General features: G+C 55.8%; 7 protein-coding genes, 2 tRNA genes and 3 rRNA genes. 7 read left to right on the forward strand and 5 right to left on the reverse strand.

What is annotated here, in order from left to right:
• Positions 1-188: 188 nt before the first annotated feature.
• From ACZZZ4_RS12315 to ACZZZ4_RS12335, 5 genes are all read right to left on the reverse strand, one after another.
• Positions 189-1,160 carry an IS110 family RNA-guided transposase gene (locus ACZZZ4_RS12315; protein ID WP_056786210.1) on the reverse strand — a complete coding sequence of 324 codons (972 nt, stop codon included), beginning with the start codon at positions 1,158-1,160 and terminating at the stop codon, positions 189-191.
• Positions 1,161-1,436: 276 nt separating this feature from the next.
• The gene (locus ACZZZ4_RS12320) at positions 1,437-2,018 is read right to left on the reverse strand and encodes an IMPACT family protein (protein WP_463547920.1); all 582 of its coding nucleotides are present in this window, start codon (positions 2,016-2,018) and stop codon (positions 1,437-1,439) included.
• Between the two features lie 7 nt (positions 2,019-2,025).
• Positions 2,026-2,676: a TetR/AcrR family transcriptional regulator gene (locus ACZZZ4_RS12325; protein WP_024011475.1), complete on the reverse strand. Its 651-nt coding sequence runs from the start codon at positions 2,674-2,676 to the stop codon at positions 2,026-2,028.
• An 88-nt stretch (positions 2,677-2,764) separates the two neighbouring features.
• A complete protein-coding gene (locus tag ACZZZ4_RS12330) occupies positions 2,765-4,153 on the reverse strand; it encodes a uracil-xanthine permease family protein (protein ID WP_463547921.1) in 1,389 nt (462 codons plus the stop codon).
• Positions 4,154-4,268: 115 nt separating this feature from the next.
• Entirely contained in the window at positions 4,269-5,189 is a 921-nt protein-coding gene (locus ACZZZ4_RS12335; protein ID WP_463547922.1) for a LysR family transcriptional regulator, read from the reverse strand.
• Positions 5,190-5,326: 137 nt separating this feature from the next.
• Here ACZZZ4_RS12335 and aptA point away from each other — a divergent pair, with 137 nt between their 5' ends.
• From aptA to rrf, 7 genes are all read left to right on the forward strand, one after another.
• On the forward strand, positions 5,327-6,676 hold the full coding sequence (gene aptA / locus ACZZZ4_RS12340) for an omega-aminotransferase AptA (protein WP_042609779.1): 1,350 nt from the start codon (positions 5,327-5,329) through the stop codon (positions 6,674-6,676).
• A gap of 75 nt (positions 6,677-6,751) precedes the next feature.
• Positions 6,752-8,245: a CoA-acylating methylmalonate-semialdehyde dehydrogenase gene (locus ACZZZ4_RS12345; RefSeq protein WP_039764099.1), complete on the forward strand. Its 1,494-nt coding sequence runs from the start codon at positions 6,752-6,754 to the stop codon at positions 8,243-8,245.
• Between the two features lie 629 nt (positions 8,246-8,874).
• A 16S ribosomal RNA gene (locus ACZZZ4_RS12350) occupies positions 8,875-10,411 on the forward strand.
• A gap of 81 nt (positions 10,412-10,492) precedes the next feature.
• Positions 10,493-10,569: transfer RNA gene (locus tag ACZZZ4_RS12355), tRNA-Ile, on the forward strand.
• A 30-nt stretch (positions 10,570-10,599) separates the two neighbouring features.
• Positions 10,600-10,675: transfer RNA gene (locus ACZZZ4_RS12360), tRNA-Ala, on the forward strand.
• A gap of 247 nt (positions 10,676-10,922) precedes the next feature.
• Positions 10,923-13,816, forward strand: a 23S ribosomal RNA gene (locus ACZZZ4_RS12365).
• 154 nt (positions 13,817-13,970) lie between these two features.
• Positions 13,971-14,086, forward strand: a 5S ribosomal RNA gene (gene rrf / locus ACZZZ4_RS12370).
• The 16S, 23S and 5S rRNA genes sit together here with 2 tRNA genes alongside, the layout of an rRNA operon.
• The last annotated feature ends 124 nt before the right edge of the window (positions 14,087-14,210 follow it).

Below are 14,210 nucleotides of genomic sequence, written 5' to 3' on the forward strand. Positions count from 1 at the left end.
AACGAAAAGTGAACAAATCGCGCAAAGCCGCATGACAGAAGGGTTACAGCGGTGTGTGCTCAGGTTATCCACAAGCGGGTGCACAACAGGTGTGGGCAACTTGCCAACTCGGGGATGCCCTAAAAGATCGCAGCCTTCGGCAGCTACTACAGGGGAACGCATTTCAACTGTAGATACCGTCTTGAGCCTCACCGGGCAAGCGCAAGTTTCGGGTCATATGGCAGTCCAGACTTGAGCACTCCGTAAACGAAGTGCAGCAGCTTGCGCATTGCTGCGCAGATGATCTGCTTGGGGGCCTTGCCGTTGGCCTCCAGGCGTTCTTTCATCGCCTTGATCGCCTTATTGTGTTTCAGCGCCACCATGCCAGGCATGTAGAGGCCTGCACGCAGCCGTGCCGACCCTACTCTTGAGATCAGGGTATGACCTTTGAGCTTTCCTGATTCCTGCAGCTTTGGATTGAGCCCTGCAGCAGCGACCAGTTGGCGAGGATCACTGTATTTGCGCAAGTCACCCAGTTCGGCCAGCAATCGTTCAAGCGTTTTTTGTCCGATGCCGTCGATGGTGACGATGAGATCCCGCATCTGACGCATATCCGGGTCGTCATCGATGTGTTTTTTGATCGCCTTGTGCGTTTCTACGATCTCTTTTTCAATATGGCGCAGAACGGAGTTGATCGAGTCTTTGACCTTTTCGTCGGAAACGTCCAGACGATTAAGCTCCATTTGTTCCATTTCCTGAAGGTCATCCAAGCGGCGCACCATTGCTTTCAACTGGCGGTATTTCAGCGGCTCAGGCGCCCATGGGTGAAGTTTTTGATCTTTTTCCCGGGCAAAGTCGGCGATCAGTTTGGCATCACTTTTATCAGTCTTGATGCGGCGCAGTTCGCTGTCAGCGTACGCTTTGGTCGTAGCCGGGTTCACGACGCAGACCCGGAAGCCTTTGTTGTAAACGAACTCCGCGAGTTCCAAGTGGTAAACGCTCGTGGCTTCCATCACGATCAGGGCCGAACGCTCGGCGTTTTTTTCTAGCCACGCCTCAAACTCTTTAAAGCCCTTTGGATCGTTGGCCAGCTTGGCCTTGGTTTTGTGCTTGCCGTTGGGCTGGTGTGTAGCGATATCAAAGGTGTTCTTTGCGATGTCGACGCCAACGAAACCGGACATGATCGTTTCTCCACTTGTTCCCTGTTGCGATCATCACGTCACTCTGTCCAACCTTGCGAATGCGGGCTCTCGCCGCAGGCGGGCCCAAGATACCGTGCGAACTGTACGAGTGAGTGTGGAGGGCTGGAGCACGATCTACGTCACAGGCAAAAAGCCTAAGGAGCTGCGCGGCTTCCAAGTCCCTCCCTCGATGATCAGTCGAGAACTATCGCTCCTGACGGAGCGTTAGTCGAGATACAAGGAGCTGCCGAAGGCTGCGATCTTTTGATCTTGAATTTATCGCTGCAACAAAATCCGCCCACGGCTCAAGTCAGCAAGTTGCGTTTGCAAGATATCGATCTGCGCTTGCCCCACCGCTAACTTCAACTCCACCCCATTGGCCGTGAAGTTTTCCTCCACCACCAATCCACCGAGATCGGCCACGCGCAACTTCACCAGCGCCAACTCGGCAAATCCACAGGCGCAACTCAGCGACACACGGCTGATCAATTCGACTTTCTGCGCCGCTTGCAGGCACTTGTTGGCGCCACCGCCGTAGGCCCGGGCCAAACCGCCGGTGCCCAGTTGAATGCCGCCGTACCAGCGGATCACCAGCACCGCGACCTGATCGCAGTCCTGCGCCTCGATCGCCGCCAGAATAGGGCGTCCGGCGGTGCCGCCGGGTTCGCCATCGTCAGTGCTGCGGTATTGCGCGCCGAGTTTCCACGCCCAACAGTTGTGCGTGGCATTCAAGTCGCTGTGCTGCTCGAAAAACGCCTGCGCGTCGGTAGGGCTGCTGATCGGTGTCGCCAGAGTGATAAAGCGGCTTTTGCGAATCTCTTCGCGGTACTCGCAAAAACCGCTGAGGGTGAAAGGCATAAACGTCTTATAGAGAAGGAGTGAGGCCGCAGCCTTTGAGAATGATGCGGATCAGGTTGTTGCCGGCGTCTTCCATGTCCTGCTTGGTCAACTTGCTGCGCCCGGTGACGCGGCATATCTGCGTGGCGAAGTCGGCATAATGCTGGGTGCTGCCCCACAGCAGGAAAATCAGATGCACCGGATCGACCGGGTCCATTTTGCCTGCATCGATCCACGCCTGAAACACCGCCGCGCGCCCGGTGAACCAGGCGCGGTAGTCCTGATTGAAATATTCGCTCAGGCATTCGCCGCCGCTGATCACTTCCATGGCGAAGATCCGCGAGGCCTGTGGCTGGCGCCGGGAGAATTCCATCTTCGCGCGGATGTAGCGGGTCAGCGCTTCGGCCGGGTCATCCTCGGCAGTGAGGGTGTTGAAGGTGCTGTCCCACAACTCGATGATGTTGCTCAGCACCGCCACATACAAACCGAGCTTGTTGGTGAAGTAGTAATGCAGATTGGCCTTGGGCAGCCCGGCATTCTGCGCGATGGTGTTCATGCTGGTGCCTTTGAACCCGTGACGGGCGAACTCGTCTTCGGCGGCTTTGAGAATGGTCTCTTCGTTCTTCTGACGAATGCGGCTGGCGGGTTTGCCGCCGTGGGCTGGGACTTCAAAGGTCATAGGCACTTCCGGGATTGTCTGTGGGTGCAACCAGTTGCGTTGATAGCGCACCCACAGGCATCCGACAAGTCCTTGCGCGGAAAAACAGTTACGCCTGTTCGACCTTGTTCAACGACGCGGGACTTTTTGCCGCTGTGGTTTTGCCTTCCGGCAACAACAGACACAGGAAGATTGCCGTCAGCCCGCCGCTGGTGATCGCCGAGTCGAACAGGTTCTGCACCAGTTTCGGCAGCAGGTGCAGCAGGTTCGGTTGCGCGGCGATGCCGAGGCCGACGCCGAACGAAGTGGCGATGATCAACATGCTGCGTCGGTCCAGCGGCGACTGCGCGAGAATGCGCACGCCCGCCGCCGCCACCGCGCCGAACATCACGAGCGTTGCACCGCCGAGCACTGGTTTGGGGATCTGTTGCAGCACCGCGCCGATCATCGGGAACAGGCCGAGGCAGAACAGGATCGCGCCGATGTACAGGCCGACGTAGCGGCTGGCAACGCCGGTCAATTGGATCACGCCGTTGTTCTGCGCGAACGTTGTGTTGGGGAAAGCGCTGAAAGTCGCCGCGATCATGCAACTCACGCCGTCACCGAGCACGCCACCGCGCAAGCGGCTTATATAAGAAGGGCCGCTGATCGGTTGGCGGGCAAGCATGCAATTGGCGGTGAGGTCGCCGACGGTTTCGATGGTGCTGATCAGGTAAATCAACGCGACCGGCAGGAAAGCGGTCCAGTCGAAGGTGAATCCGAACTTGAACGGCGTAGGAAAACTCACCAGCGGCAAGTCAGGCAACGGCTGTGGCACCAGTTTCCCGCTGAACCACGCCGCGAGGCTGCCGAGCACAAGTCCGATGATGATCGCCGACAGCCGCACCCACGGCGTATTCGAGCGGTTGAGCAGAATGATTGTCAGCAGCACGAACACGCCCAAGGCCAGATTGCCCGGCGCGCCGAAGTCTGGGGCATTGAAGCCGCCACCCAGATCGGTGATGCCGACCTTGATCAGGCTGATGCCGATCAGCGTGATGACGATGCCGGTCACCAGCGGTGTCACCACTCGGCGCAACTGACCGATGAAACGGCTGAGCACGATCTGCACGATTGCGCCGAAAAAGCACACGCCGAAAATCATCGCCAGAATATCTTCCGGGCTGCCGCCGCGCTGCTTGACCAGAAACCCGGCCGACAGCACCGCACCGAGAAACGCGAAACTGGTGCCTTGCAGACAGATCATCCCCGCGCCAATGCCGAACGGTCGCCGCGCCTGGATAAAGGTGCCGACGCCCGAGACCATCAGCGCCATGCTGATCAGGTACGGTAGATGCGCGGTCAGCCCGAGCGCGGAACCGATTACCAGTGGCGGGGTGATGATGCCGACGAAACTGGCGAGCACGTGTTGCAGTGCGGCGAGAATGGCGGCGAGTGGTTTGGGGCGGTCGTTGAGGCCGTAGATCAGTTCACTGGACGAGTCGGAATCTGGCTGCATGGCTTTGGCTTCTTGAAGGAGAGTTATCCCTTCTCTGCAAAAACCTGTCCACTTGCTCAGGTTATTCCTGGATTCTGTCGATGAGGCCCTGCCGGGCTGGGCTCTGCGCGCTTATCTATCGCGTCGCGGCCAGACTCTCGAGGAAACTTTCCAGCACCAAATGAGGGCGCCGCCCCTTGCGCGTGACCGATGCCAGACTCAAATCGTAATACCGCGTGCCGGCCTTGAGCGCGCGCAACCGCCCTTGCTGCACCCAAAGGCTGGCGTAGTGATCCGGCAAATAACCGATGTAGCGCCCGGTCAGAATCAGAAACGCCATGCCCTCGCGGTCGGAGGCACTGGCCGTGCAATTGAGCGCCTGATAGTGCGCCTGAATTTCCGCCGGCAAACGGAAGGTCGGCGCAATTGCGTCCTGACTGTCGAGGCGTTGATCATCGAGTTGCTTGTCGTCGACATAAAACAGCGGATGACCCACCGCGCAATACAGCAGTGAGCGCTCGCTGTACAACGGCTGATATTCCAGCCCGGATAAGGCACTGGCCTGCGGCACCACGCCCACGTGCAGGCGTCCGTCGAGCACACCTTGCTCGACTTCGTTTGGCGCGATCATGCGAATCTGGATCTGCACATCCGGCCCACGCTCCTTCAACTGCGCGAGGGCATGGGTGATGCGCATGTGCGGCAGGGTGACGAGGTTGTCGGTCAGGCCGATGATCAATTCACCGCGCAAGTGTTGATGCAGACCGTTGACCTCGGTGCGGAAACTTTCCAGCGCACTCAACAATTGCAGCGTTGATTGATACACCTCACGACCTTCCTCGGTCAGGGAAAATCCGGCCCGGCCACGCTGACACAAGCGCAAGCCGAGGCGCTGCTCCAGATCGCTCATCTGTTGGCTAATCGCCGAACGCCCGATGCCGAGCACGGTTTCCGCTGCGGAGAAGCCGCCACATTCCACGACACTGCGAAAAATCCGCAGCAGGCGAATATCAAAATCACTGACCTGGGCCAGCGGATCGGCGCGGCGGCTGCTCATTTCTTGTTCTCTTTGTTTAGCAATGATCTAACTGAAGGTTAGAAGAGTTGGATTTCACCGACTTTATCGCCGTGGCAATTTAGCTGCAACAACGCTTTCCATCTCACTGACGCTTATGCCCTGCGAGGTTTTGCCCGATGAACATGCCTGAAAACGCGCCGTCGCCACTGGCCAGCCAACTGAAGCTGGATGCGCACTGGATGCCGTACACCGCCAACCGCAACTTTCAGCGCGATCCGCGTCTGATCGTCGGCGCCGAAGGCAGTTGGCTGTTCGACGACAAGGGCCGCAAGATCTACGACTCGCTGTCCGGTCTGTGGACCTGCGGCGCCGGGCACACCCGCAAGGAAATCCAGGAAGCCGTTTCGAAACAGTTGGGCACTCTCGATTACTCGCCGGGCTTCCAGTACGGCCACCCGCTGTCGTTCCAGCTGGCTGAGAAAATCACCGAGCTGACGCCGGGTAATCTCAACCACGTGTTCTTCACCGACTCCGGCTCCGAGTGCGCCGATACCGCAGTGAAAATGGTCCGTGCCTATTGGCGTCTGAAAGGTCAGGCGACCAAGACCAAGATGATCGGCCGTGCCCGTGGCTATCACGGCGTGAACATTGCCGGCACCAGCCTCGGCGGCGTCAATGGCAACCGCAAGCTGTTCGGTCAGGCGATGATGGATGTCGATCACCTGCCGCACACGCTGCTGGCGAGCAATGCCTTTTCCCGTGGCATGCCGGAGCAGGGCGGTATTGCTTTGGCCGATGAACTGCTCAAGTTGATCGAACTGCACGACGCTTCCAACATCGCGGCGGTGTTCGTTGAACCGATGGCCGGCTCTGCCGGGGTATTGGTTCCGCCGCAGGGTTACCTCAAGCGTCTGCGCGAGATCTGCGATCAGCACAACATCCTGCTGGTGTTCGACGAAGTGATCACCGGTTTCGGCCGTACCGGTTCGATGTTCGGCGCCGACAGCTTCGGCGTGACCCCGGACCTGATGTGCATCGCCAAGCAAGTCACCAACGGCGCGATCCCGATGGGCGCGGTGATTGCCAGTTCCGAGATCTACCAGACCTTCATGAACCAGCCGACGCCGGAATACGCCGTGGAATTCCCTCACGGCTACACCTATTCGGCGCACCCGGTGGCCTGTGCCGCTGGCCTGGCTGCACTCGACCTGCTGCAAAAGGAAAACCTGGTGCAGAGCGTCGCCGAAGTCGCGCCGCATTTCGAAAACGCGTTGCACGGTCTGAAAGGCTCCAAGAACGTGATCGACATTCGTAACTATGGTCTGGCCGGCGCGATCCAGATTGCCGGGCGCGACGGCGACGCCATCGTGCGTCCGTTCGAAGCGGGCATGGCCCTGTGGAAAGCCGGGTTCTACGTGCGCTTCGGCGGCGACACCTTGCAGTTCGGCCCAACCTTCAACAGCAAGCCGCAAGACCTCGATCGTCTGTTCGACGCGGTCGGCGAAGTGCTGAACAAGCTCGACTGATTTTCCTTCTATATATACCTACAAAAACGGGCACGCCTTAACGGGTGCCCGTGGACAAAAATTCAGGAGTGTTCGATGAGCGTTATCCCGCATTTGATCAATGGCGAACTGGTGACCGAAAATGGTCGCGCAGTGGATGTGTTCAACCCGTCTACCGGCCAGGCGATCCACAAACTGCCATTGGCCAGTCAGGCCACCATTCAGAAAGCCATCGATGTCGCCAAGGCAGCGTTCCCGGCCTGGCGCAACACGCCGCCGGCCAAACGCGCGCAGGTGATGTTCCGTTTCAAGCAATTGCTGGAGCAGAACGAAGCGCGCATCTCGCAGCTGATCAGCGAAGAGCACGGCAAAACCCTGGAAGACGCTGCCGGTGAATTGAAGCGCGGTATCGAGAACGTCGAGTTCGCCTGCGCCGCTCCGGAAATCCTCAAGGGCGAGTACAGCCGCAACGTCGGCCCCAACATCGATGCCTGGTCGGACTTCCAGCCACTGGGCATTGTTGCCGGTATCACCCCGTTCAACTTCCCGGCCATGGTCCCGCTGTGGATGTACCCGCTGGCGATCGTCTGCGGCAACTGCTTCATCCTCAAGCCATCCGAGCGCGATCCAAGCTCGACGCTGCTGATCGCTCAGTTGCTGCTGGAAGCCGGGCTGCCGAAAGGCGTGATGAGTGTGGTTCATGGTGACAAGACGGCGGTGGACGCTCTGATCGAAGCGCCGGAAGTCAAAGCGCTGAGCTTCGTCGGCTCGACGCCGATTGCTGAATACATCTACGCCGAAGGCACCAAGCGCGGCAAGCGCGTGCAGGCACTGGGCGGCGCGAAAAACCATGCGGTGCTGATGCCGGACGCCGATCTCGACAACGCGGTCAGCGCATTGATGGGCGCGGCTTACGGTTCCTGCGGTGAACGCTGCATGGCGATCTCGGTTGCGGTGTGTGTGGGCGACCAGGTCGCGGATGCGCTGGTGGCGAAACTGGTTCCACAGATCAAAGCGCTTAAAATCGGCGCCGGTACCTCATGCGGTCTGGACATGGGGCCGTTGGTTACCGGTCAGGCACGCGACAAGGTCAGCGGTTATGTGGATGACGGTGTAGCGGCGGGCGCGACCCTGGTGGTCGATGGTCGTGGGCTGAGCGTATCCGGGCATGAAGAGGGCTTCTTCCTCGGTGGTTGCCTGTTCGACAACGTCACCCCCGAAATGCGCATCTATAAAGAAGAAATCTTTGGCCCGGTATTGTGCGTCGTGCGCGTGAACAGCCTGGAAGAAGCGATGCAACTGATCAACGATCACGAATACGGCAACGGCACCTGTATCTTCACTCGTGACGGCGAAGCGGCGCGGCTGTTCTGCGACGAGATCGAAGTCGGCATGGTCGGCGTCAACGTACCGCTGCCGGTGCCGGTCGCTTATCACAGCTTCGGCGGTTGGAAGCGTTCGCTGTTTGGCGACTTGCATGCGTATGGTCCCGACGGCGTGCGCTTCTATACCCGTCGCAAGGCGATCACCCAGCGCTGGCCGCAGCGTGCAAGCCATGAAGCTTCGCAGTTCGCATTCCCTAGCTTATAAGTGGTAGAGGGCGCAGGAGGCCGACCTTTAAGGTCGGCCTTCGCGTTTTCGGGGCTTTTTGACTGATATGACAGAAATATGAAAATAGGGGTTGACGGGAGAATTTGGAAGTCTATAATTCGCCCCACTTCCGGCGCAGTCGAAACGGAAAACTCCTTGAGATTCAAAGAGTTGCGCGGTTTTCGACAGCGACTTGCTTCAGATCATCGAAGCCTGGAAGGAGTTGAAAGAGTGGTGATGTGTAGCTCTTTTAACGGTTCGATCTTCTCGGTCGAAAGCGGAGAAAAAGAGGTGTTGACAGCAGCGATTAACGCTGTAGAATTCGCCTCCCGCTAACGAGAGATCGGAAGCGCAAGTGGTTGAAGTTGTTGAAGAATTCTTCGAAAACTTCTGAAAATAATCACTTGACAGCAAATGAGGCTGCTGTAGAATGCGCGCCTCGGTTGAGATGAAAGATCTTAACCAACCGCTCTTTAACAACTGAATCAAGCAATTCGTGTGGGTGCTTGTGCAGTCAGACTGATAGTCAACAAGATTATCAGCATCACAAGTTACTCCGCGAGAAATCAAAGATGTAACCAACGATTGCTGAGCCAAGTTTAGGGTTTCTTAAAAACCCAAAGATGTTTGAACTGAAGAGTTTGATCATGGCTCAGATTGAACGCTGGCGGCAGGCCTAACACATGCAAGTCGAGCGGATGAAAGGAGCTTGCTCCTGGATTCAGCGGCGGACGGGTGAGTAATGCCTAGGAATCTGCCTGGTAGTGGGGGACAACGTTTCGAAAGGAACGCTAATACCGCATACGTCCTACGGGAGAAAGCAGGGGACCTTCGGGCCTTGCGCTATCAGATGAGCCTAGGTCGGATTAGCTAGTTGGTGAGGTAATGGCTCACCAAGGCGACGATCCGTAACTGGTCTGAGAGGATGATCAGTCACACTGGAACTGAGACACGGTCCAGACTCCTACGGGAGGCAGCAGTGGGGAATATTGGACAATGGGCGAAAGCCTGATCCAGCCATGCCGCGTGTGTGAAGAAGGTCTTCGGATTGTAAAGCACTTTAAGTTGGGAGGAAGGGTTGTAGATTAATACTCTGCAATTTTGACGTTACCGACAGAATAAGCACCGGCTAACTCTGTGCCAGCAGCCGCGGTAATACAGAGGGTGCAAGCGTTAATCGGAATTACTGGGCGTAAAGCGCGCGTAGGTGGTTTGTTAAGTTGGATGTGAAATCCCCGGGCTCAACCTGGGAACTGCATCCAAAACTGGCAAGCTAGAGTATGGTAGAGGGTGGTGGAATTTCCTGTGTAGCGGTGAAATGCGTAGATATAGGAAGGAACACCAGTGGCGAAGGCGACCACCTGGACTGATACTGACACTGAGGTGCGAAAGCGTGGGGAGCAAACAGGATTAGATACCCTGGTAGTCCACGCCGTAAACGATGTCAACTAGCCGTTGGGAGCCTTGAGCTCTTAGTGGCGCAGCTAACGCATTAAGTTGACCGCCTGGGGAGTACGGCCGCAAGGTTAAAACTCAAATGAATTGACGGGGGCCCGCACAAGCGGTGGAGCATGTGGTTTAATTCGAAGCAACGCGAAGAACCTTACCAGGCCTTGACATCCAATGAACTTTCCAGAGATGGATTGGTGCCTTCGGGAACATTGAGACAGGTGCTGCATGGCTGTCGTCAGCTCGTGTCGTGAGATGTTGGGTTAAGTCCCGTAACGAGCGCAACCCTTGTCCTTAGTTACCAGCACGTAATGGTGGGCACTCTAAGGAGACTGCCGGTGACAAACCGGAGGAAGGTGGGGATGACGTCAAGTCATCATGGCCCTTACGGCCTGGGCTACACACGTGCTACAATGGTCGGTACAAAGGGTTGCCAAGCCGCGAGGTGGAGCTAATCCCATAAAACCGATCGTAGTCCGGATCGCAGTCTGCAACTCGACTGCGTGAAGTCGGAATCGCTAGTAATCGCGAATCAGAATGTCGCGGTGAATACGTTCCCGGGCCTTGTACACACCGCCCGTCACACCATGGGAGTGGGTTGCACCAGAAGTAGCTAGTCTAACCTTCGGGAGGACGGTTACCACGGTGTGATTCATGACTGGGGTGAAGTCGTAACAAGGTAGCCGTAGGGGAACCTGCGGCTGGATCACCTCCTTAATCGACGACATCAGCTGCTGCATGAGCTCCCACACGAATTGCTTGATTCATTGAAGAAGACGATAGAAGCAGCCCGAAATTGGGTCTGTAGCTCAGTTGGTTAGAGCGCACCCCTGATAAGGGTGAGGTCGGCAGTTCGAATCTGCCCAGACCCACCAATTTTGTGTGGGAAACGCCTGTAGAAATACGGGGCCATAGCTCAGCTGGGAGAGCGCCTGCCTTGCACGCAGGAGGTCAGCGGTTCGATCCCGCTTGGCTCCACCACTACTGCTTCTGAAGTTTGAAAGCTTAGAAATGAGCATTCCACCGGTTCGGTGATGAATGTTGATTTCTAGTCTTTGACTAGATCGTTCTTTAAAAATTTGGGTATGTGATAGAAAGATAGACTGAACGTTACTTTCACTGGTAACGGATCAGGCTAAGGTAAAATTTGTGAGTTCTCTTAGTTGAGAAATTCGAATTTTCGGCGAATGTCGTCTTCACAGTATAACCAGATTGCTTGGGGTTATATGGTCAAGTGAAGAAGCGCATACGGTGGATGCCTTGGCAGTCAGAGGCGATGAAAGACGTGGTAGCCTGCGAAAAGCTTCGGGGAGTCGGCAAACAGACTTTGATCCGGAGATGTCTGAATGGGGGAACCCAGCCATCATAAGATGGTTATCTTGTACTGAATACATAGGTGCAAGAGGCGAACCAGGGGAACTGAAACATCTAAGTACCCTGAGGAAAAGAAATCAACCGAGATTCCCTTAGTAGTGGCGAGCGAACGGGGACTAGCCCTTAAGTGGCTTTGAGATTAGCGGAACGCTCTGGAAAGTGCGGCCATAGTGGGTGATAGCCCTGTACGCGAAAATCTCTTAGTCATGAAATCGAGTAGGACGGAGCACGAGAAACTTTGTCTGAATATGGGGGGACCATCCTCCAAGGCTAAATACTACTGACTGACCGATAGTGAACTAGTACCGTGAGGGAAAGGCGAAAAGAACCCCGGAGAGGGGAGTGAAATAGATCCTGAAACCGTATGCGTACAAGCAGTGGGAGCAGACTTTGTTCTGTGACTGCGTACCTTTTGTATAATGGGTCAGCGACTTATTTTCAGTGGCGAGCTTAACCGAATAGGGGAGGCGTAGCGAAAGCGAGTCTTAATAGGGCGTCTAGTCGCTGGGAATAGACCCGAAACCGGGCGATCTATCCATGGGCAGGTTGAAGGTTAGGTAACACTGACTGGAGGACCGAACCGACTACCGTTGAAAAGTTAGCGGATGACCTGTGGATCGGAGTGAAAGGCTAATCAAGCTCGGAGATAGCTGGTTCTCCTCGAAAGCTATTTAGGTAGCGCCTCATGTATCACTGTAGGGGGTAGAGCACTGTTTCGGCTAGGGGGTCATCCCGACTTACCAAACCGATGCAAACTCCGAATACCTACAAGTGCCGAGCATGGGAGACACACGGCGGGTGCTAACGTCCGTCGTGAAAAGGGAAACAACCCAGACCGTCAGCTAAGGTCCCAAAGTTATGGTTAAGTGGGAAACGATGTGGGAAGGCTTAGACAGCTAGGAGGTTGGCTTAGAAGCAGCCACCCTTTAAAGAAAGCGTAATAGCTCACTAGTCGAGTCGGCCTGCGCGGAAGATGTAACGGGGCTCAAACCATACACCGAAGCTACGGGTATCATCTTCGGATGATGCGGTAGAGGAGCGTTCTGTAAGCCTGTGAAGGTGAGTTGAGAAGCTTGCTGGAGGTATCAGAAGTGCGAATGCTGACATGAGTAACGACAATGGGTGTGAAAAACACCCACGCCGAAAGACCAAGGTTTCCTGCGCAACGTTAATCGACGCAGGGTTAGTCGGTCCCTAAGGCGAGGCTGAAAAGCGTAGTCGATGGAAAACAGGTTAATATTCCTGTACTTCTGGTTATTGCGATGGAGGGACGGAGAAGGCTAGGCCAGCTTGGCGTTGGTTGTCCAAGTTTAAGGTGGTAGGCTGAGATCTTAGGTAAATCCGGGATCTTAAGGCCGAGAGCTGATGACGAGTTACCCTTTGGGTGACGAAGTGGTTGATGCCATGCTTCCAAGAAAAGCTTCTAAGCTTCAGGTAACCAGGAACCGTACCCCAAACCGACACAGGTGGTTGGGTAGAGAATACCAAGGCGCTTGAGAGAACTCGGGTGAAGGAACTAGGCAAAATGGCACCGTAACTTCGGGAGAAGGTGCGCCGGTGAGGGTGAAGGACTTGCTCCGTAAGCTCATGCCGGTCGAAGATACCAGGCCGCTGCGACTGTTTATTAAAAACACAGCACTCTGCAAACACGAAAGTGGACGTATAGGGTGTGACGCCTGCCCGGTGCCGGAAGGTTAATTGATGGGGTTAGCTAACGCGAAGCTCTTGATCGAAGCCCCGGTAAACGGCGGCCGTAACTATAACGGTCCTAAGGTAGCGAAATTCCTTGTCGGGTAAGTTCCGACCTGCACGAATGGCGTAACGATGGCGGCGCTGTCTCCACCCGAGACTCAGTGAAATTGAAATCGCTGTGAAGATGCAGTGTATCCGCGGCTAGACGGAAAGACCCCGTGAACCTTTACTATAGCTTTGCACTGGACTTTGAATTTGCTTGTGTAGGATAGGTGGGAGGCTTTGAAGCGTGGACGCCAGTTCGCGTGGAGCCATCCTTGAAATACCACCCTGGCAACTTTGAGGTTCTAACTCAGGTCCGTTATCCGGATCGAGGACAGTGTATGGTGGGTAGTTTGACTGGGGCGGTCTCCTCCTAAAGAGTAACGGAGGAGTACGAAGGTGCGCTCAGACCGGTCGGAAATCGGTCGTAGAGTATAAAGGCAAAAGCGCGCTTGACTGCGAGACAGACACGTCGAGCAGGTACGAAAGTAGGTCTTAGTGATCCGGTGGTTCTGTATGGAAGGGCCATCGCTCAACGGATAAAAGGTACTCCGGGGATAACAGGCTGATACCGCCCAAGAGTTCATATCGACGGCGGTGTTTGGCACCTCGATGTCGGCTCATCACATCCTGGGGCTGAAGCCGGTCCCAAGGGTATGGCTGTTCGCCATTTAAAGTGGTACGCGAGCTGGGTTTAGAACGTCGTGAGACAGTTCGGTCCCTATCTGCCGTGGACGTTTGAGATTTGAGAGGGGCTGCTCCTAGTACGAGAGGACCGGAGTGGACGAACCTCTGGTGTTCCGGTTGTCACGCCAGTGGCATTGCCGGGTAGCTATGTTCGGGAAAGATAACCGCTGAAAGCATCTAAGCGGGAAACTTGCCTCAAGATGAGATCTCACTGGAACCTTGAGTTCCCTGAAGGGCCGTCGAAGACTACGACGTTGATAGGTTGGGTGTGTAAGCGCTGTGAGGCGTTGAGCTAACCAATACTAATTGCCCGTGAGGCTTGACCATATAACACCCAAGCAATTTGCTGACCTGAGAAGGCACCAGATTGCGGTGTGTGAAGACGAAACGAACCGAAAGTTCGAAGCGCACAAACACCTAGCTGTCACATACCCAATTTGCTGAAACGAGGCCATCTGGTCACGAGTCAGTACCCGAATTTCTTGACGACCATAGAGCGTTGGAACCACCTGATCCCATCCCGAACTCAGCAGTGAAACGATGCATCGCCGATGGTAGTGTGGGGTTTCCCCATGTGAGAGTAGGTCATCGTCAAGATTAAATTCCGAAACCCCAATTGCGAAAGCAGTTGGGGTTTTGTTTTGCCTGCGAGAAAGTTCTTACAGCCTTTGCAGACCTCGTCCGGCTGTCACATCCGGCCGACAATGCTAAGGTTCTGCCT

Source organism: Pseudomonas sp. AC252, assembly GCF_979258105.1.

Bases quoted from the DNA above. Each gene is read 5' to 3' on its own strand.
- ACZZZ4_RS12325 (WP_024011475.1), bottom strand. From the start codon at position 2,676: ATGACCTTTGAAGTCCCAGCCCACGGCGGCAAACCCGCCAGCCGCATT.
- aptA (WP_042609779.1), top strand. From the start codon at position 5,327: ATGAACATGCCTGAAAACGCGCCGTCGCCACTGGCCAGCCAACTGAAG.
- ACZZZ4_RS12320 (WP_463547920.1), bottom strand. From the start codon at position 2,018: ATGCCTTTCACCCTCAGCGGTTTTTGCGAGTACCGCGAAGAGATTCGC.
- ACZZZ4_RS12315 (WP_056786210.1), bottom strand. From the start codon at position 1,160: ATGTCCGGTTTCGTTGGCGTCGACATCGCAAAGAACACCTTTGATATC.
- ACZZZ4_RS12335 (WP_463547922.1), bottom strand. From the start codon at position 5,189: ATGAGCAGCCGCCGCGCCGATCCGCTGGCCCAGGTCAGTGATTTTGAT.
- ACZZZ4_RS12345 (WP_039764099.1), top strand. From the start codon at position 6,752: ATGAGCGTTATCCCGCATTTGATCAATGGCGAACTGGTGACCGAAAAT.
- ACZZZ4_RS12330 (WP_463547921.1), bottom strand. From the start codon at position 4,153: ATGCAGCCAGATTCCGACTCGTCCAGTGAACTGATCTACGGCCTCAAC.